The following is a 17,293-nucleotide window of genomic DNA, read 5'->3' on the forward strand; positions in this document are numbered from 1 at the left end:
GAGAGCGCTTCCCTGACACGGAAGAGGTCACTGGTTCAATCCCAGTATCGCGCACCATCCGTACGAAGCCCCCGGCCGTTCCCACGGCCGGGGGCTTCGTCGTTCCTCCGGTCAGGAGGAGAAGAGCATGTGCCCGAAGCTCTTGTGCCGCTTGTCGTGGCCGTAGTGCCCGCCGTGGTGGCCGTGACCGCCGTGGTGGCCGCCGTGCTGGGGAGCGCCCCACGCCGGGGCGGGAGCGGCCGGGTAGCCCTGCGGGGCCGGCGGTGGGGGCGGGGCCTGCTGGCCGCCCCACTGGGACTCGACCCGGCTCAGGGCCTCGAGCTCGCCGTAGTCGAGGAATATCCCGCGGCAACCGCTGCACTGCTCGATCTGGACGCCATTGCGGTTGTACGTGTGCATCGGTGCATGGCACTTGGGACACTGCATGGTCGGCTCAACTCCTCGCCGGTCGTGACTGCTTAGCCGGATCTCTGCCCGGCTTCGGTGCGTTGCACCCTACTTCGTGGTGGTGGGTGCCAACTCCGGCGGGAGGGCGGCCATTCGATCACAGGCGTCGACGACCGCCTGCTCGATCTCGTCGAGGGGGCGGCTCTCCCTGACGGACTTGGCGACGGCCAGGGCGGCGGTCTGCGCGGTGAGGGCGCGGGCCGGTGCGTCGAGGGCCGGCCAGGGGTCCGTGCCGTCGGGCGGGACCGCGGGTCCGTGTGCGGCGCGGTAGGCGGTGAGGAAGCGGGTCCACTCGTCCGCGGGGAGGAGGCCGCAGGCGTACCAGGCCGCGGGGCGGGCCAGGTCCCAGGCCGGGTCGCCGAGGCCGATGTCGTCGACGTCGATGAGCAGCCAGCGCCCTTCGGGGGTACGGACCAGCTGGCCCAGGTGCAGGTCGCCGTGGCACAGGAGCGCGGGGAGCGGGGCCGGGGCCTCGGCGCGGGCCCAGGCGGGGAGCGTGGCCCAGGCGCGCTCGACGGGGGCGGCGGCGGGGTGCGGACCCGCGTCCCGCATCCGCCGCATCGCCCGCGCGGCCTTCGCGGGGCCGCGCATCTCCGGGAGCGGGTGCGGCAGTTCGGCCGGGGGCGTGGCGTGCAGGCGGGCGAGCAGGGTCGCGACGGCTTCCCAGGGGGCGGCGTCGGGGTCCTCCCGGTCCACCGGGGTGCCGGCCTCCCAGAGGGTGACCAGACGGCCGTGGAGCGGGATGGGCGTGGCGCTCAGCGGAGGGAGGAGGGTCCCGCTCAGGGCGGCGGCGACCTTCAGGCGGGCCGCGAGCTCGGCGGGGTCCGTGCCGGGGGCGTGGGCCTTGGCGACGGTGTCACCATGCCGGACGACCGTGGCGTCGTCCCGGTCCGCCAGGACGGCTTCGGGGGCGCAGGCGCAGGTCCGCGGGGTGCGGTGGGCCGCGGAGCGGGCCTTCGAGGTGAGGGCGGGCAGGAGTACGGTCACGGGTCCCTCGGGGTGCGGCGGTGGTCTTCCGGTGAGGGTACGGAGTATCCAGCTCGCCCGGCGTTTGAGGACGAGCTCGGCGCAGCCGGTGATGAGGGCGATGACGGCGATGACGGCAGCCAAGAGGTCCCCGCAGAGCCCCGGCGCACAAAGAAGTGCCCGCGCAGCTCCCCAGCTGCGCGGGCATTTCTCGTGCCGTCCGCCGCACCCCCGTCCCCACGGGGTTTCCTGGCCGGATGTCCCCGCCCGGACCGCTCATCCGGGCCTGGGGCGCCGCTCAGCGCCCCAGCATCACGCCCACGGACGACGCCTGTGTGACCACTGCTTCCCAGCCGCCGAAGACGACCACCAGCAGGGCCGCCAGAGGAAGAACCATGGCCGTCGCCACCAGGGGGTGGCGCGTGCCGGACGGGCGGACGCCGAACGAGGCGAAGGCCTTCCGTCCTTGCGTGCGGACCATTGCCCGCGGTGCCGTGTCCGCCATGGTTCCTCTCCTGACCGAGTCTGTATGAATTTGGCAGCGGCGGGTGTCTGACCTCGGGGGACGAGTGCTGCACCCGCCGCTTGACCTCAAATCTAGGTGTGCCGGAGGTCTCGGTCGTCATGCCCTCGTACCGATTGCCGGGCCTCCCGGAGGATGACCGATCGTCGGTCATGTACTCCCAGGGGTGGAGACGGGGTCCTAGGTCTCAGGGTCTTCCCGGAGGGGGCGGGCCGCCCGCTCCGACGTGTCCTCCCGGGGGACGGGCTGCTCGACCAGAGCCAGGGGACCCCACCGGGTGACTTCGCTCACTTCGACCACCCCTCCGCGGACCGCCGTCTCCACCCGTCGGCCCGCCCGGCTCGCCACCACCTCGTACGTCCCAGTCGTGTCCCCGGCGTCCACGGCCATCTCCACGCGATCACCCTTCACGGGATCAATCCCCCTCCACCGATGGATGGTTGGGATCGGCGCCCCGTACAACGGCCGCCCGCCCCAGCTCCCCTGACCACTCCTCAAGTTTCCCACCCGGCACTGACAATCGGTCGGGCCACGAGGGCGCGGCCTCTGCACCTGCCCGGCCACGGAAACGTAAGCTGTGGCACGACAACGGACCGGGCAGCGGGGATGGACATGGCGATGATGCGGCTCCGGCGCGAGGACCCGCGTGTCGTCGGCTCGTTCAGACTGCACAGGCGGCTGGGCGCCGGCGGCATGGGTGTCGTCTACCTGGGGTCGGACCGGCGGGGGCAGCGCGTCGCCCTGAAGGTGATCCGGCCCGATCTCGCGGAGGACGAGGAGTTCCGCTCGCGCTTCGCGCGCGAGGTCTCCGCGGCCCGCCGCATCCGCGGTGGCTGCACCGCGCGGCTCGTCGCGGCCGATCTCGACGCCGACCGGCCGTGGTTCGCCACGCAGTACGTCCCCGGGCCCTCCCTGCACGACAAGGTCGCCGCCGAGGGGCCGCTCTCCGCGGCCGATGTGGCGGTCGTCGGTTCCGCGCTCGCCGAGGGACTCGTCGCCGTACACGAAGCCGGTGTCGTGCACCGCGACCTGAAGCCGTCGAACATCCTGCTGTCCCCGAAGGGGCCGCGGATCATCGACTTCGGCATCGCCTGGGCCACCGGCGCCTCGACGCTGACCCATGTGGGCACCGCCGTCGGGTCGCCCGGCTTCCTCGCGCCCGAGCAGGTGCGCGGCGCCGCCGTCACGCCCGCCACGGACGTGTTCGCCCTCGGCGCCACCCTCGCGTACGCGGGGATGGCGGACTCGCCCTTCGGGCACGGCAGTTCAGAGGTCATGCTCTACCGCGTCGTCCATGAGGAGGCGCAGCTCGGCGGGGTTCCCGACGCGCTCGCGCCGCTGATCCGGGCCTGTCTCGCCAAGGACCCCGGGGAGCGTCCCAGTACGCTCCAACTGTCGCTCAGGCTCAAGGAGATCGCGGCCCGTGAGGCGCAGGGCCTGACCGAGCCGAGGCCGCCCGCGCCCCGGCAGGACCAGGACCGGCCCACGGGGCGGATGGCCCAGGAGTACGTGGACCAGCACACCCAGCGGCGTCAGCCGCAGGTCACTCCCCCGCCGCGGACCGGTGCGTCACGGCCGGGTTCCTCGCGGACCGGCTCCTCGCGCACGGGTTCCTCGCGGCCCAACTCCTCGCGGCCGCATTCCTCGCGGGCCGGGTCCAGTTCCTCGCGGTCCGGTTCACGTCCCTCGCAGGCCAGGAACACGCGTTCCGGCGGCGCCCGGCGGCCGGCCAATCCGCGTCTGCTGCGTCAGCGGCTCTTCGTGTTCGTGGTCGTGACGCTGCTCGTGGCGCTGGGGATCGCGGCGGCCCAGGGGTGCCAGGGGCCCGCGCGCGGGCTCGGCGGCAGCGGCGTGCACGATGTGCGCGACGTACAGCAGAGCCAGCGGCAGGATCCGGGGCCGGGCGCTCAGAGCTGAGGACGGCCCGTCGCCACGGCGTAGAACGCGACCGCGGCCGCCGCTCCCACGTTCAGGGAGTCGACGCCGTGGGCCATCGGGATGCGGACCCACTCGTCCGCCGCGACCAGGGCCTGCGTGGACAGGCCGTCGCCCTCCGCGCCGAGCATCAGCGCGACCCGGTCCATACGGTGGGGCGCCGCCTCGTCCAGGGTCTTGGCCTTCTCGTCCGGGGTGAGCGCGAGGAGGTTGAAGCCCGCTTCCCGTACGCCCTCCAGGCCCTTGGGCCAGGATTCGAGGCGGGCGTAGGGCACGGAGAAGACCGCGCCCATGGAGACCTTCACCGAGCGGCGGTAGAGGGGGTCCGCGCAGTCCGGTGAGAGCAGGACCGCGTCCATGCCGAGGGCGGCGGCGCTGCGGAAGATCGCACCGATGTTGGTGTGGTCGTTGACCGACTCCATGACGACGACGCGGCGCGCCTTGGTGAGGAGCTCGTCCGATGTCGGCAGCGGCTTGCGCTGCATCGAGGCGAGGGCTCCGCGGTGCACGTGGTAGCCGGTGACCTGCTCGGCCAGGTCGGGGTTGACCGCGTACACCGGGGCGGGGACCTCGTCGATGACGTCCCGCATGACGTCGACCCACTTCGCGGAGAGCAGCATCGAGCGCATCTCGTAGCCCGCCTGCTTGGCGCGCCTGATCACCTTCTCGCCCTCGGCGATGAAGAGGCCTTCGGCGGGCTCGCGTCTGCGGCGCAGCTCGACGTCGGTCAGGCCCGTGTAGTCGCGCAGGCGCGGGTCGGCGGGGTCGTCAACGGTGATGAGATCGGCCACAGGGTGATACTGCCTTGTCCTGGGTGTGGTGCCAACGCCTGGGAGCGGGTTGGGTTACCGGTGGTTACGCGCGGGCTCGGGGTGACTACGCGGGGGTTCGGGGCGGTTACGCGGGGCTGTTCGGGCCCACGTTGACCACGTCGCCGACGACGATCACCGCGGGGGGCTTCACCTCGTGGGCCACGACCTCGGCGGCGACCGTGGCGAGGGTGGCGTCCACCCGGCGCTGGGCCGCGGTGGTGCCTTCCTGGATCAGGGCCACGGGGGTCTCGGGCGACCGGCCGTGCGCGGTGAGCGCCTCGGCGATCCTGCCGATCTTGTCCACGCCCATCAGGATCACGAGGGTGCCGCGCAGCTTGGCCAGGGACGGCCAGTCGACCAGGGAGCGCTCGTCGTCGGGGGCCACGTGGCCGCTGACCACGGTGAACTCGTGGGCGACCCCGCGGTGCGTGACGGGGATGCCGGCGGCGCCGGGCACGGAGATCGAGCTGGAGATGCCGGGGACGACCGTGCAGGAGATGCCTTCCTCGGCGAGCGCCTGGGCTTCTTCCATGCCGCGGCCGAAGACGAAGGGGTCGCCGCCCTTCAGACGGACGACCGACTTGCCCTGCTTCGCGTGCTCGATGAGCGCGTTGTTGATGGCCTCCTGGGCCATGAAGCGGCCGTACGGGATCTTCGCGGCGTCGATCACCTCGACGTGCGGCGGCAGTTCGTCGAGCAGGTCGCGGGGGCCGAGCCGGTCGGCGATGACCACGTCCGCCTCGGCGAGCAGACGACGGCCGCGCACCGTGATGAGGTCCGGGTCGCCGGGTCCGCCGCCGACGAGGGCGACGCCGGGGGTGCGGGCGCGGTGCTGGCGCGCGACGAGGGTCCCGTCGCTCAGGCCCTCGACGAGCGCGTCGCGGATGGCCGCGGTGCGGCGCGGGTCGCGGTCGTGGATGTCCGTGGTCAGGACGGCGACCGTGACGCCCGCGGAGCGGCCCGTCGCGGGGGTCAGGGCGGTGGCCGCGTCGGCGTCGTCGGAGCGGACGCACCAGACGCGGTGCGCTTCGCCTTCCGCGGAGGCCGCCGTGTTGGCCTCGGGGTCGCTGGTGGCGATGAGGGCGTACCAGGCGTCCTTGAGGTCGCCGTGCTCGTAGCGGCGCCGCTCCCAGGTGATCTCGCCCGCGTCCGCCATCGCTTCCACGGAGGCGGTCGCCGTCGGCGACACGAGGAGGATGTCGGCGCCCGCCGCGATCAGGGCAGGCAGGCGGCGCTGGGCCACCTGGCCGCCGCCGAGCACTACCGTGCGGCGGGCGGTGAGGCGGAGGCCTACGGGGTAGGCGGGGGTTTCTGCCATGACGGGTGTGGCTCCTCGTGCGGGGCGCGGGGCTTTGCGGGTGCCGCTACGACGGCGGGGCGGCTGCTCTGATGCTGTGACGTGCGGGTTCAGTATGGCTGGGGCGGGGTGGGGTTCTCTCCCCAGCCCGCCCCTTCCACACATGTGGGGCTCGGCCCCGGCCCCTGACGCGGGCGCTACTTCTCGGTCACCCCGGCCGAGTCGAACGTGGCCACCTCGTGCATCGCGCGGGCCGCGCTCTGGACCACCGGGAGGGCCAGGAGCGCGCCGGTGCCCTCGCCCAGGCGCAGGTCGAGGTCGACCAGGGGGCGCAGGCCCAGTTTGTTGAGGGCCGCCACGTGGCCCGGCTCCGCGCTGCGGTGGCCCGCGATGCAGGCCGCCAGGACCTCGGGGGCGATGGCGCGGGCGACCAGGGCCGCAGCGCCGGCACTCACGCCGTCCAGGATCACGGGTGTGCGCAGGGAGGCGCCGCCGAGGAGCAGGCCCACCATCGCCGCGTGTTCCAGGCCGCCGATGGCCGAGAGGACGCCGATCGGGTCCGCCGGGTCGGGCTGGTGCAGTTCCAGGGCGCGGCGTACGACGTCGACCTTGCGGCTGTGCATCTCGTCGTTGATGCCGGTGCCGCGTCCGGTGACCTCGGCCGGGTCGGTGTCCGTGTAGACGGAGATGAGGGCCGCGGACGCCGTCGTGTTCGCGATGCCCATCTCGCCGGTGAGCAGGGCCTTGTTCCCCGCGGCCACCAGGTCGCGGGCGGTCTCGATGCCCACCTCGATGGCCGCCTTGACCTCTTCGCGGCTCAGGGCGGGACCGGTCGTCATGTCGGCGGTGCCCGCGCGGATCTTGCGGGGCAACAGGCCCGGGGTGGCCGGGAGTTCGCTCGCCACGCCCACGTCGATGACGCAGACCTCGGCGCCCACCTGGTTGGCGAAGGCGTTGCAGACCGCGCCGCCGCCGAGGAAGTTGGCGACCATCTGCGCGGTCACCTCCTGGGGCCAGGCGGTGACGCCCTGGGCGTGCACACCGTGGTCGCCCGCGAAGATCGCGACGGCCGCGGGCTCCGGGATCGGCGGCGGGCACTGCCGGGAGAGGCCGGAGAGCTGCGCGGAGATGATCTCCAGCATGCCGAGCGCGCCCGGCGGCTTCGTCATCCGCTTCTGCCGCTCCCAGGCCTCACCGAGCGCCTTGGCGTCCAGCGGGCGGATGTTGGAGATGGTCTCGGCGAGCAGGTCGTGCGGGTCCTCGCCGGGCAGGGCGCGGCGGCCGTACGTCTCCTCGTGGACCACCCAGGAGAGCGGGCGGCGCTTGGACCAGCCTGCCTGCATCAGCTCGGGCTCCTCGGGGAACTCGTCGACGTATCCGACACAGAGGTAGGCCACCACTTCGAGGTGCTCGGGCAGACCGAGGGTCCTGACCATCTCGCGTTCGTCGAAGAAGCTGACCCAGCCGACGCCCAGGCCCTCGGCGCGCGCCGCGAGCCAGAGGTTCTCGACGGCGAGGGCCGAGGAGTACGGCGCCATCTGCGGCTGTGTGTGCCGGCCGAGGGTGTGGCGGCCGCCGCGGGTCGGGTCGGCGGTGACGACGATGTTCACCGGGGTGTCGAGGATCGCCTCGATCTTCAGTTCCTTGAACTGCTTGGCACGGCCCTTGGGGAGCGACTTGGCGTACGCGTCCTTCTGGCGCATGGCCAGCTCGTGCATCGTGCGGCGGGTCTCCGCCGAGCGGATGACCACGAAGTCCCAGGGCTGGGAGTGGCCCACGGAGGGCGCCGTGTGGGCCGCCTCCAGGACGCGGAGCAGCACCTCGTGCGGGATGGCGTCGCTGCGGAAGCCGTTGCGGATGTCGCGGCGTTCGCGCATGACGCGCAGGACGGCTTCGCGCTCGGCGTCGTCGTACGCGGGGGCGGCGGGCGCCTGCGACTGCTGGGCGGGCTCCGACGGCTGGACCGGCTCCTGCTCCTGTACGGGCTCCGGGACGACGGCCGCGTCGGCGGCTTCGGTCACATCGCCGGGCCCGGCTTCGGCTTCGGCGACGGGCTCGGGGGCCACTGCCTCGGCGGGTGCTTCGGCGGGTGCCTCGCCCACTTCGAGGGGCACGGCTTCCGGCAGGGGCGCCTCGGCCGCCGGCTCTTCCGCCGCGTCCGGCAGGGGAGTTGCCGCGGCGGGCTCCGCCCCGTCACGCGGTGCGGGCACGGTGGCCGCGGGCTGCGGGGGCGCAGGGTCCTGGACGGCTTCGACGAGAGCCGCGGGGTCCTGGGCTTCGGAGGCGTCAGGGGTCTCGGGAGCCTCGGGGGCGGCCGGTGCCTCCGGGGCCTCGGCCGCCGGTACGGGGATCTCGGCGGCGGGCTCCGGCTGCGCCCCGGGGGCCTCGAAGTGCTCCGGGGGTACGGACAGGGCGTGCGGCGGCGTCGGTGCGAGGTGCGGTGTGGTCGGCACCACGCCGTCCACCGGCACGAACTGGCCGAGCGGCGCGGGCGCCTGGGGCTCCGCGAAGGCCTGGCCCGGGTCGCCCGGGAGGCCCTCGCCCTGGAACTCCTGCGCCACGGGTACCGCCGCGTGCTGCGGAGCCTGCGCGAGGGGCGGGATGTGCGGACCCTGGACGGTGTGCCCGACCGTGTGCCCGGCGGCTGCGAGCGGCGCGTCCGACCAGGGCTGCGCGCCGGCCATGGCGAACTGCGGCTGACCGGAGCCGGCCGCGTGCGCGGGCTGGCCGTTCGCGGACAGCTGCTCGGCCTCCCCGTCGGCGTCGGCATCGGCGTCGGCGGTCGGCGGGAGCTCCTGGCTCGCCTCGGGGGCGGACGCGGACGGCTCCATGGCCGGGGCGGGCGCGGACGGCTCCACGGCCATCGGCTGCTCCACGGCCACCGGCTGCTCGGCGTCCACGGCGAACGCGGGCTGCCCGGCTTCGGCCATGGCGTGCGCGAACTGGTCGTCGGCCTCGGTGCCTTGCGCGATCGCGGGATCGGCGGCCTCGGCGGCCTGCGGGAAGGCGGCAGCGGGCGTCTCGGACACCGGGGCGGCGGTGGCCGTCCCCTCAGGCTGGGGCAGCTCGGCGGCCTGCGAGGGCTGCGGGACCTCGGTGACGAGGGAGTCCTGCGTGGCCTGTGCGTCCTGCGCGCCCTCGGTTACGGGTGTGCCCTCTGCTACGGGTGTGGCGTCCGGGACGACCGTTTCTGCTGGTGCGACAGCCTGGACGGGCTGTGCGGCCTGCGGGTGCTGGGCGTGCCGCGACGGCTGGGCGTGCTGCGGCTGAGTCGTCCACGGCGTCGCGCCCTGCGGCGTGATCTCACCGAGCTGCGGACCCGGCAGCCCTTCCTCGTCGCGCGGGATGTCGAGGTACTCGGGCCCCACGGTCGGCGGCCCCGCGTGCCGCACGGGCACGGCGTGCTGCGGAGCACCGGCCGGGCCGCGGTCGGCGAGGGACCGTACGGGGCTCCCCGTTCCGTCGGGCACGGCGGGACCCGAAGGACCCCGGTGGAGCGGACGGCGGGAGGGGCCGGGGTGCGAGGCGGGCGCGCCGGGCAGCTGGACGCCGTTCAGGTCGACCGAGCCGCTGTCGCGCCCGGCGGTCTCGTGCGGGCCGGGCTGATGGGCGGCCTGCGGGTCCTGCGGCTGCCCGGCCTGCTGCCCGGCCTGCTGCTGGGCGACGCCCTGCGGGCCCGCGGCGTGCTGGCCCACGGAGTTCTGCCCGGTCGGCGACTGACCGCCCAGCGACTGATCGGCCGAGTGCCGACCCCCGGCGGACTGGCTACCGGCGGACTGCTCCCCCACGGACGGGTCCGCCACGGCGTGCGCGCCCACAGGCTGACCGGCCGCGTACTGATTCGCCAGGGACGGGTCACCCGCGGGCTGCCCCACGCCCTGCTGCCCCACGCCCTGCTGACCGACGGCCTGTCCGACGCCCTGACCGACGGCCGCATGCTGGGCGACCCCGGGCTGCGCACCCACCGGCTGAGCGACGCCGTGCTGTGCGGTTCCACCCTGGGGGCTCGCGTGCTGGGCGGCCATCGGCTGGGCCGGGCCTCCCGGCTGCGGAGGCGCCGACTGCGGCTCGCTCCAGGCGCCCTGGGCACCCGGCATCAGCAGAAGGTCGTCATCGTCGGCGGGGGCGACGTTCGCGGCGGGATTCTCGGAGGGGTCGAGGAAGGTGTACGCGTCCGGGGCGGGGGCGCCCGGCTGCTCCACCATGCCTGCGTTCTCCGGCAGTCCCTCGCCCGGGACCTGGCCGGTGTCGGTCATGCGTAACCCCTCGCCCATCGGTTAGTGCTTCTTCGACCGCCCCTCAGCCTTAGGCCGGGGAAGCCCCATTGCCCGGAGCGGCGCACCAACCGCCCGTCATCCTCAACGAGCGTGCGCGCCGCGCGGCACGAACCGCGTACGGACAACAGGCATTGTCCCGGTCGGCCTGCCGCCGCGGCGGCTTGATCCGCAACGGCCCGCTGTGGGCTGCGCCACGTTGCGCGCCCTCCGGTCCTGCCGTACCACACACCCCCCAAAACGGGCGAGCTTTCCGGACATTGACCAACTATTTGCCGGACACTCGGGTGCGGTACAACGATCGGCCAGCCTACCCCGCACCGTGGTGCGGCAGGGTCACGGGGCGCGATCGGGCAACTGTCCACAGAGCAGGAAGACCACGGTCCGCTCCCGCTCCGTCCACGCGCGCGTGTCGAGTTCGACGGACTGGAGCAGGGCGCATTCCACCGCGTATCCGTGCTCCGTCAGGTCCCTGCCGATGAGTTCGGCGGCGTCACGGGTCGACGCGTGCGTCACGATGCGCGCCGGGCGGCGGTCGGCGACGGCGGAGACCACCGCGGCTCCCCCGCCCCCGATCCGGACGACGTCGGGCTCGGGAAGGTCTTCGAGGACGTACGGCGCCGTGCCGTGCACGATCTGCGGCTGTACGCCGAAGTGGCGGGCGACGGCCGTGGTGCGGGCGCAGGCGTCGGGGTCGGCGTCGACGGCGATGACGGCCGCGCCGAAGCGGGCGGCCTCCGCGGTGAAGGCGCCGCCGCCGCAGCCGATGTCCCAGACCAGGTCGCCCACGCGCGGGCCGATGCGGGCCAGTTGCGCGGCCCGCAGGCGGTCGCTCTCGCCCTCGCCGAGCTGGGCCTCGCCGCCGTAGGCCGGGGCGGGCAGCGCCCAGCCGCGCGGGGTGCCCGGGTCGCGTCCCGCGATCCAGCCGGTTTCGGATGCGGCGCCCTGGCCGCCGATCACGATCACGACGTTGGGGTCGCGCCAGGTGTGGTCGGCTGCCTTGTCCGAGGTCAGGACGGTGACCTGTTCACGCCCCGTGCCGAGCTCCTCGCAGATCACGAAGGTGCGGTGGACGCCCTGGAGGAGCAGGCCGAGCTCGGCGGGGCCGGCGCCCGGCGAGGTGAGGACGGCGACCTTGGTGTGGGCGCGGCAGACGTTCACCGCGCGCCGCAGGGTGCGGGGGTGGGCGACCACGACCTGGGCGTCGTCCCAGGGCATCCCGGCGCGGGCGAAGGCCTGGGCGACGGAGGAGACGGCGGGCACCACTTCGACCTCGAGGCCGAATTCGGGGGCGCGCAGGGTACGTACGACGCCGAAGAACCCGGGGTCGCCGTCGGCGAGGACCACGGCGGTGCCGCGGTGGGCGGCGATGCGGCGGGCGGCCAGGCTCACGCTGCCCAGGCGGATCCTTTCCGCAGCCGGTGGCACCTCGGTGAGCGCCAGGTGGTGGGCGGCGCCCGCGACGAGGGTGGCGGCGCCGAGCGCCGAGCGAGCGGCGGCGGTCAGCGGCGAACCGTCCCAGCCGATCACCGTGACGCGGTCGGCCATCGTCGTCTGTCTCCTGGAGTCGTTGCTCGCGTGGTGTGCAAGGGGCCGGGCGTCATGTGTAGGGGGCAACCGCGTGGGGCCAGGGGCGAGCGTACCTGGTGGGGCGCCGAGGTGCCCGGGGGGTCAGTTCCAGTCGGAGAAGGCGCTGAACCCGCTGTCCGCGAGCTGGTCGCCGACTCCTTCCAGGTCCTCCGGGAGCAGGCTCCACACGATGAGGTCGGTCCGGACGTCGATCCAGCCGCCGAACGGATCCCCGCCGTTCCTCGTACGCGCTATCCAGGCGCCCCGCAGGACTCCCTCGCTGATGCAGCCGATCTTCTGCGCGACCTGCTGGGCCGCGGTGTTGTCGGCGGCGGTGCGCAGCTCGATGCGCTCGAAGCGCTGGTCGCCGAAGAGCCACTGGGCGGTGGCGAGCGCCGCCTCCGACGCGTAACCCTCGCCGCGGGCCCAGGGGGCGACGACGTAGTTGAGTTCGCTGGAGCGCACCCGCCAGTCGGTGTCGCGCAGTTGCACTATGCCGACCAGGCGCTGGGTGAGGAACTCCGTGACGGCCAGGGCGATCCCGCGGCCCTCGGTGCGCTCGGCGGGCGCGACCCGGGTGATCCAGTCGCGGGCGTCGGCCTCGGTGTAGGGCTGGGGCGCCGAGGTCCAGGCGGTGACCATCTCGTCGTTCATCATCTCCGCGTACGCGGAGGCGTCGTCGTCCTCGAACGGGCGCAGCACCAACCTCTCCGTGCTGATGGAGATATCGGGGAAGGCGGTAGTCATGCGCTGCTCCGTAACCTGGAACCCTCGGGCCTGCTGAAGTGCCCAGCATGCAGCATGCAGGCGCCCAAACGCACCACGGGGTCCGCTCCTTCGTCAGGAGAGGACCCCGTGGTGGGGGCGGAAACGGACTGTGCGTCAGCTCGTTTCGACGGGCAGGACGGAGCCCTTGTACTTGTCCTCGATGAACTGTTTCACCTCGGGTGAAGTGAGCAGTTCCGCCAGCTTCTTGACCCGGGGATCGTCCTCGGAGCCCTTCTTGACGGCGAGCACGTTGTTGTACGGATTGTCCTTGGGCGACTCCAGAAGGATGGCGTCCTTCTTGGGGCTGAGCCCGGCGTCGAGCGCGTAGTTGTTGTTGATGACCGCGGCTTCGACGTCTTCGAGGGAGCGGGGCAGCTGGGCGGGTTCCAGCGGCTTGATGGTGAGCTTCTTCGGGTTGGACGTGATGTCCTCGGGGGTCGCGTTCGCGCCGGCCCCCTTCTTGAGCCCGATGACGCCCTTGGAGGCGAGGAGTTCGAGCGCCCTGCCTTCGTTGGTGGTGTCGTTCGGAACGGCGACGGTCGCACCGGCGGGCAGCCCGGTGACGTTCTTCGCCTTCTTCGCGTACACCCCCATCGGGGGCAGATAGACCTCGGTCACCGGCGTCAGCTCCGTCTTCTTGGACTTGTTGAAGTCCTCGAGGTACGGGGCGTGCTGGTAGAGGTTGGCGTCGAGGGACCCTTCCTGGAGCGCGGTGTTCGGCGTGACGTAGTCCGTGAACTCCGTGATCGTGAGGTCGAGTCCCGCCTTCTTCGCGAGGTTCTCCTTGATGTACGTGAGGACTTCGCCGGCCGGGGTCGGGGTGGCGCCGACGGTGAGGGTATCCCCGTCACCGCCTCCCGAGCCGCTTCCGGAGCCGCACGCGGTCAGGCCAAGCGTCAGTGCGAGGGCGCCGGTGACGGCGGCCGTGACGTGCCTGCGCATGATCAGAACGCCGCGACGACGGCACCGTCGTACTTGTCGTCGATGAACTTCTTGACCTCGGGCGAGGTGAGGAGCTTGGCGAGCTTCTTCACGCGCGGGTCGTTCTCGTCGCCCTTCTTCACGGCCAGGAAGTTGCCGTAGGGGTTGTCCTTGGCGGGCTCGGCGACGATGGCGTCCTTGGCCGGGCTGAGCTTGGCCTCGAGGGCGTAGTTGCCGTTGATCACCGCTGCGTCGACGTCACCGAGGGAGCGGGGCACCTGGGCCGCCTCGAGCTCCTTGAACTTGATGTTCTTCGGGTTCTTCGCGACATCCTTGGGCGTCGCGTCGTAACCGACGCCCTTCTTGAGCTCGATCAGGCCGTTGTCGGCCAGGAGCTTGAGCGCGCGGGCCTCGTTGGTGGTGTCGTTCGGCAGGGCGACCGTGGCGCCCTTCTTGAGGTCGTCGAGCTTCTTGACACTCTTGGAGTAGACGCCGAGCGGCTCCAGGTGCACCGTCGCCTTCGGGACGGGAACGATGTCCGTCCCGTTCTTCTTGTTGAAGTCGTCGAGGTACGGCTTGTGCTGGAAGTAGTTCGCGAAGACCTCGCCCTGCTGGACGGCGGTGTTCGGGGTGACGTAGTCCGTGAACTCCTTGACCTCGAGGTCGAGGCCGGCCTTCTTGGCGAGGTTCTTCTTGACGTAGTCGAGGATCTCGCCCTGCGGCGTCGGGGTCGCGGCGACGACGAGCTTGCCGTCCTTGTCCGCGGCGGAGTCCTTGTCGGAGCCGCAGGCGGAGAGTCCGAGGGTGAGGGCTCCGGCGGCGAGGACAGCGGTGGTGATCTTGGCGGTGTTACGCACGAAAAGTGCCTTTCTCCATGGGTGGTACGCCCCGCGATGGGGTGTGCGGGGTGGGTCAGATCGAGGGGGTCGGGGGCGGCGGCGTCTTGAGCTTGAGCAGCCGCAGCTTGGGGGCGGCGCCCGAATGGCCGCCGCGCCGGTGCAGCCTGCGAGCCGCGTAGTCGCCCGCGAACTGGATGATCGAGATGACGACGGCGAGGATGCCGACGGTGATCCACATCAGTTCGGTCTCGAAGCGCTGGTAGCCGTAGCGGATGGCGATGTCGCCCAGGCCGCCCGCGCCGACGGCACCGGTGATGGCCGAGTAGCCGAGGATCGTGACGATCGTCGTGGTGGTGCTGGAGATCAGCGAGGGCAGCGACTCCGGCACGAGGACCTTGCGCACGATGGTCCAGGTGTTGCCGCCCATCGACTGCACGGCCTCGACGAGCCCGCCGTCGACCTCGCGCACCGCGGTCTCCACGAGCCGCGCGAAGAACGGGGTCGCGCCGATCGCGAGCGGCACGATGGCGGCCTCGCGGCCGATCGTCGTACCCGTGATCCAGCGTGTGACGCCCATCAGGGCGACCATGAGGATGATGAAGGGCATCGAGCGCGCGATGTTCACGATCTGTCCGATGACCTTGCTCAGGACCCTGTTCTGCAGCAGCCCGCCGCGGTCGGTGAGGACCAGCAGGATACCGATCGGCAGTCCGGCGGCGACGGCTATCAGCGTCGACCAGCCCACCATGTAGAGGGTGTCCCAACAGGCCTGCTCCAGCAGGGGCTGCATCTCCGACCAGGTCACTTGGCACCTTCCTTGACCAGCAGCGTGGCGTCGTGGGGCGTGGCCGCGGGCTCCTGGCCGGCGATGTCCACCTGCAGGCCCTGCTCGCGCAGGAAGCCGATCGGGACAACGTTCTCCTCGAAGCGGCCGGGCAGCTCGATGCGCATGCGGCCGACCTGCTTGCCCGCGACGGTGTCCATCGCGGCGCCGAGGATCGAGATGTCGATGTTGTATGTGCGCGAGAGCTGGGAGATGACCGGCTGGGTCGCGGCTTCGCCGTGGAAGGTCACGTCGACGACGGTGCGGTCATCGCCCGTCGCCTCGCCACTGACCGGGAAGAGCGCGGCGGCCAGCTCGGATCCTGGCGTCGCGAGCAGCTCGGTGACGGTGCCGGACTCGACGATCCGCCCGTTCTCCATGAGGGCGGCGGAGTCGCAGACGCTCTTGACGACGTCCATCTCGTGCGTGATCAGCAGGACGGTCAGGCCGAGCTGCTGGTTGAGGTCGCGCAGGAGCCCCAGGATGGAGCGGGTGGTCTCCGGGTCCAGGGCGCTGGTCGCCTCGTCGGAGAGCAGCACCTTGGGGTCGCCGGCGAGCGCGCGGGCGATGCCGACGCGCTGCTTCTGGCCGCCGGAGAGCTGCGCCGGGTAGGACTTCGCCTTGTCGGCCAGGCCGACCAGGTCGAGGAGTTCGAGCGCCTTGCGGGAGCGCTCGGCGCCGCTGAGGCCCAGGATCTCCAGGGGCAGCTCGACGTTGTCCTTGACGGTGCGCGAGGACAGCAGGTTGAAGTGCTGGAAGACCATGCCGATACGGCTGCGCGCCCGGCGCAGGTCCTTGCTCGCGCGGCTGCCGCGCCCCGCGAGGGCGGTGAGGTCCTGTCCCGCGACGCTCACGGTGCCGGCGGTGGGGCGCTCCAGGAGGTTCACGCAGCGGATGAGCGAGGACTTGCCGGCGCCGGACTGGCCGATGACGCCGTACACCTCGCCTTCGCGGACATGCAGATCGACGCCGTCGAGGGCAGTTACTTCACGACCGCGTGAGCGGTAGACCTTGGTCAGGCCGGAAGTGGTGATCACAGGGGTTTCCGTCACTGTCGAGTGCGCGGCGCGGTTCTCGCCGGGCACGGGGCATTCGTGGGGAACGCGGCACGGTTTCTCGCGGTGGCGAAAAGAACCGGAGGACGTGTGCGCGGGGCAGGCTCGCTTCCTACGTGGGGTCCGCCTGCACGGCGTACGTCGCATAGGGGCGCGGCACAGCGGCTTCGCTTCGGGGCGCGATGCTCAGGGGTGGTGCGGGGGCCCTCAGAAGGCGCACATTCGACACATACAACGAGCACCGGGCGTCGTGATCGCCTCGGTCGCAAGGGTGCGGCTGCTCGTCGTGGTCATGTGGACCAGTAAAACACGCGTGCGTCCGCACCCAGCCACAGTTGTCCGCTATACGGACGGCCGGTGGACAGGTGCAGACGGCGCGGGGTGGCTGCTCAGCCCCCGGCGGTGATCTCCACGCCACCCTCGGTGGCCAGCGCGGACACGGCCGAGAGGTCCTTCACCACGACGTCGGCCACGAGCTCGCCCGCGGTGTGCGTTGTGGCCAACGCCACGGTGGTCATCCCGGCCGCGCGTCCCGCCGTGAGACCCGCGGGGGCGTCCTCGAAGACCACGCAGCGCGCCGGGTCGACGCCCAGTTTCGCAGCCGCGAGCAGGAAGGGCTCCGGGTCGGGCTTGCCGCGCGTGATGTCGTCGGCGGCGATCACCATCTTGGCGTCGATGCCGACCTCCGCGAGCCGGGCCTCGGCCAGCCGGCGCCCGGCGGACGTGACGACGGCCCAGCGCTCCGGGGGCAGGGATTCAAGCAGCTCACGGGTGCCGGGAAGCAGTACGACGCCGCCGGCGACGTCCGAGACCTCCAGCTCCTCGATGCGGGCCACGGCCTCGGCCACGCGCTCGGCGGGCAGCATGTCGGCGATGATCTCGGCGGCCGGGCGGCCGTGCAGCTCCACCTTGGCGAATTCCTCGGCGGTGATCCCGTACTCCTGCGCCAGGCGCGTCCAGCAGCGGTACACCGACTCCATGGAGGAGATGAGGGTGCCGTCGTTGTCGAACAGGAGCGCTTCAGCGTGGATCTTCATGGTGTCCGAGCCTACGGGGCACCCCAG

15 protein-coding genes are annotated in these 17,293 nt (G+C 72.4%); 1 reads left to right on the plus strand and 14 read right to left on the minus strand.

What is annotated here, in order from left to right:
- Nucleotides 1–111: 111 nt before the first annotated feature.
- From ACFUPX_RS16790 to ACFUPX_RS16805, 4 genes are all read right to left on the minus strand, one after another.
- Entirely contained in the window at nucleotides 112–426 is a 315-nt protein-coding gene (locus ACFUPX_RS16790) for a zf-TFIIB domain-containing protein (RefSeq protein WP_383322102.1), read from the minus strand.
- 69 nt (nucleotides 427–495) lie between these two features.
- On the minus strand, nucleotides 496–1,434 hold the full coding sequence (locus ACFUPX_RS16795) for an aminoglycoside phosphotransferase family protein (protein ID WP_383322392.1): 939 nt from the start codon (nucleotides 1,432–1,434) through the stop codon (nucleotides 496–498).
- 277 nt (nucleotides 1,435–1,711) lie between these two features.
- Nucleotides 1,712–1,918, minus strand: a complete 207-nt coding sequence (locus ACFUPX_RS16800; protein WP_249591078.1) for a hypothetical protein — start codon at nucleotides 1,916–1,918, stop codon at nucleotides 1,712–1,714.
- A gap of 198 nt (nucleotides 1,919–2,116) precedes the next feature.
- A complete protein-coding gene (locus ACFUPX_RS16805; RefSeq protein ID WP_383322105.1) occupies nucleotides 2,117–2,347 on the minus strand; it encodes a hypothetical protein in 231 nt (76 codons plus the stop codon).
- A gap of 201 nt (nucleotides 2,348–2,548) precedes the next feature.
- Here ACFUPX_RS16805 and ACFUPX_RS16810 point away from each other — a divergent pair, with 201 nt between their 5' ends.
- Nucleotides 2,549–3,853, plus strand: coding sequence for a serine/threonine-protein kinase (locus tag ACFUPX_RS16810; RefSeq protein ID WP_383322108.1), 1,305 nt, complete (start codon nucleotides 2,549–2,551; stop codon nucleotides 3,851–3,853).
- On the opposite strand, the gene ACFUPX_RS16815 is transcribed toward ACFUPX_RS16810, so the two are convergent.
- The 10 genes from ACFUPX_RS16815 to ACFUPX_RS16860 form a co-directional block, all read right to left on the minus strand.
- On the minus strand, nucleotides 3,844–4,662 hold the full coding sequence (locus tag ACFUPX_RS16815) for a TrmH family RNA methyltransferase (RefSeq protein ID WP_383322111.1): 819 nt from the start codon (nucleotides 4,660–4,662) through the stop codon (nucleotides 3,844–3,846). The two genes, ACFUPX_RS16810 and ACFUPX_RS16815, sit on opposite strands and share 10 nt — an antisense overlap.
- Nucleotides 4,663–4,768: 106 nt before the next feature.
- Nucleotides 4,769–6,001: a uroporphyrinogen-III C-methyltransferase gene (gene cobA, locus ACFUPX_RS16820; RefSeq protein WP_383322115.1), complete on the minus strand. Its 1,233-nt coding sequence runs from the start codon at nucleotides 5,999–6,001 to the stop codon at nucleotides 4,769–4,771.
- Nucleotides 6,002–6,177: 176 nt separating this feature from the next.
- Nucleotides 6,178–10,236, minus strand: a complete 4,059-nt coding sequence (gene cobT, locus ACFUPX_RS16825; protein ID WP_383322118.1) for a nicotinate-nucleotide--dimethylbenzimidazole phosphoribosyltransferase — start codon at nucleotides 10,234–10,236, stop codon at nucleotides 6,178–6,180.
- Between the two features lie 354 nt (nucleotides 10,237–10,590).
- Nucleotides 10,591–11,802 carry a precorrin-6y C5,15-methyltransferase (decarboxylating) subunit CbiE gene (gene cbiE, locus ACFUPX_RS16830; RefSeq protein ID WP_383322121.1) on the minus strand — a complete coding sequence of 404 codons (1,212 nt, stop codon included), beginning with the start codon at nucleotides 11,800–11,802 and terminating at the stop codon, nucleotides 10,591–10,593.
- Between the two features lie 123 nt (nucleotides 11,803–11,925).
- A complete protein-coding gene (locus ACFUPX_RS16835; RefSeq protein WP_383322124.1) occupies nucleotides 11,926–12,570 on the minus strand; it encodes a GNAT family N-acetyltransferase in 645 nt (214 codons plus the stop codon).
- 135 nt (nucleotides 12,571–12,705) lie between these two features.
- Entirely contained in the window at nucleotides 12,706–13,533 is an 828-nt protein-coding gene (locus ACFUPX_RS16840) for a MetQ/NlpA family ABC transporter substrate-binding protein (RefSeq protein WP_383322127.1), read from the minus strand.
- A gap of 2 nt (nucleotides 13,534–13,535) precedes the next feature.
- Nucleotides 13,536–14,369 (minus strand): MetQ/NlpA family ABC transporter substrate-binding protein, encoded by an 834-nt coding sequence (locus ACFUPX_RS16845; RefSeq protein WP_383322131.1) that lies wholly within the window; start codon nucleotides 14,367–14,369, stop codon nucleotides 13,536–13,538.
- A 55-nt stretch (nucleotides 14,370–14,424) separates the two neighbouring features.
- Nucleotides 14,425–15,156, minus strand: coding sequence for a methionine ABC transporter permease (locus ACFUPX_RS16850; RefSeq protein WP_383322134.1), 732 nt, complete (start codon nucleotides 15,154–15,156; stop codon nucleotides 14,425–14,427).
- Complete coding sequence (locus ACFUPX_RS16855; protein WP_383322137.1) at nucleotides 15,153–16,211, minus strand: methionine ABC transporter ATP-binding protein; 1,059 nt, start codon at nucleotides 16,209–16,211, stop codon at nucleotides 15,153–15,155. The genes ACFUPX_RS16850 and ACFUPX_RS16855 overlap by 4 nt, the downstream gene beginning before the upstream one ends.
- 407 nt (nucleotides 16,212–16,618) lie before the next feature.
- Nucleotides 16,619–17,266, minus strand: a complete 648-nt coding sequence (locus ACFUPX_RS16860) for an HAD family hydrolase (RefSeq protein WP_383322140.1) — start codon at nucleotides 17,264–17,266, stop codon at nucleotides 16,619–16,621.
- Nucleotides 17,267–17,293: the final 27 nt, after the last annotated feature.

The organism is Streptomyces sp. NPDC057302 (assembly GCF_042667685.1).
GTDB lineage: Bacteria > Actinomycetota > Actinomycetes > Streptomycetales > Streptomycetaceae > Streptomyces.

Excerpts from the sequence above, each read along its gene's own strand:
- ACFUPX_RS16790 (WP_383322102.1), bottom strand. The coding sequence starts at position 426 with ATGCAGTGTCCCAAGTGCCATGCACCGATGCACACGTACAACCGCAAT.
- ACFUPX_RS16800 (WP_249591078.1), bottom strand. The coding sequence starts at position 1,918 with ATGGCGGACACGGCACCGCGGGCAATGGTCCGCACGCAAGGACGGAAG.
- ACFUPX_RS16810 (WP_383322108.1), top strand. The coding sequence starts at position 2,549 with ATGGCGATGATGCGGCTCCGGCGCGAGGACCCGCGTGTCGTCGGCTCG.
- cobA (WP_383322115.1), bottom strand. The coding sequence starts at position 6,001 with ATGGCAGAAACCCCCGCCTACCCCGTAGGCCTCCGCCTCACCGCCCGC.
- cobT (WP_383322118.1), bottom strand. The coding sequence starts at position 10,236 with ATGACCGACACCGGCCAGGTCCCGGGCGAGGGACTGCCGGAGAACGCA.
- cbiE (WP_383322121.1), bottom strand. The coding sequence starts at position 11,802 with ATGGCCGACCGCGTCACGGTGATCGGCTGGGACGGTTCGCCGCTGACC.
- ACFUPX_RS16835 (WP_383322124.1), bottom strand. The coding sequence starts at position 12,570 with ATGACTACCGCCTTCCCCGATATCTCCATCAGCACGGAGAGGTTGGTG.
- ACFUPX_RS16840 (WP_383322127.1), bottom strand. The coding sequence starts at position 13,533 with ATGCGCAGGCACGTCACGGCCGCCGTCACCGGCGCCCTCGCACTGACG.
- ACFUPX_RS16860 (WP_383322140.1), bottom strand. The coding sequence starts at position 17,266 with ATGAAGATCCACGCTGAAGCGCTCCTGTTCGACAACGACGGCACCCTC.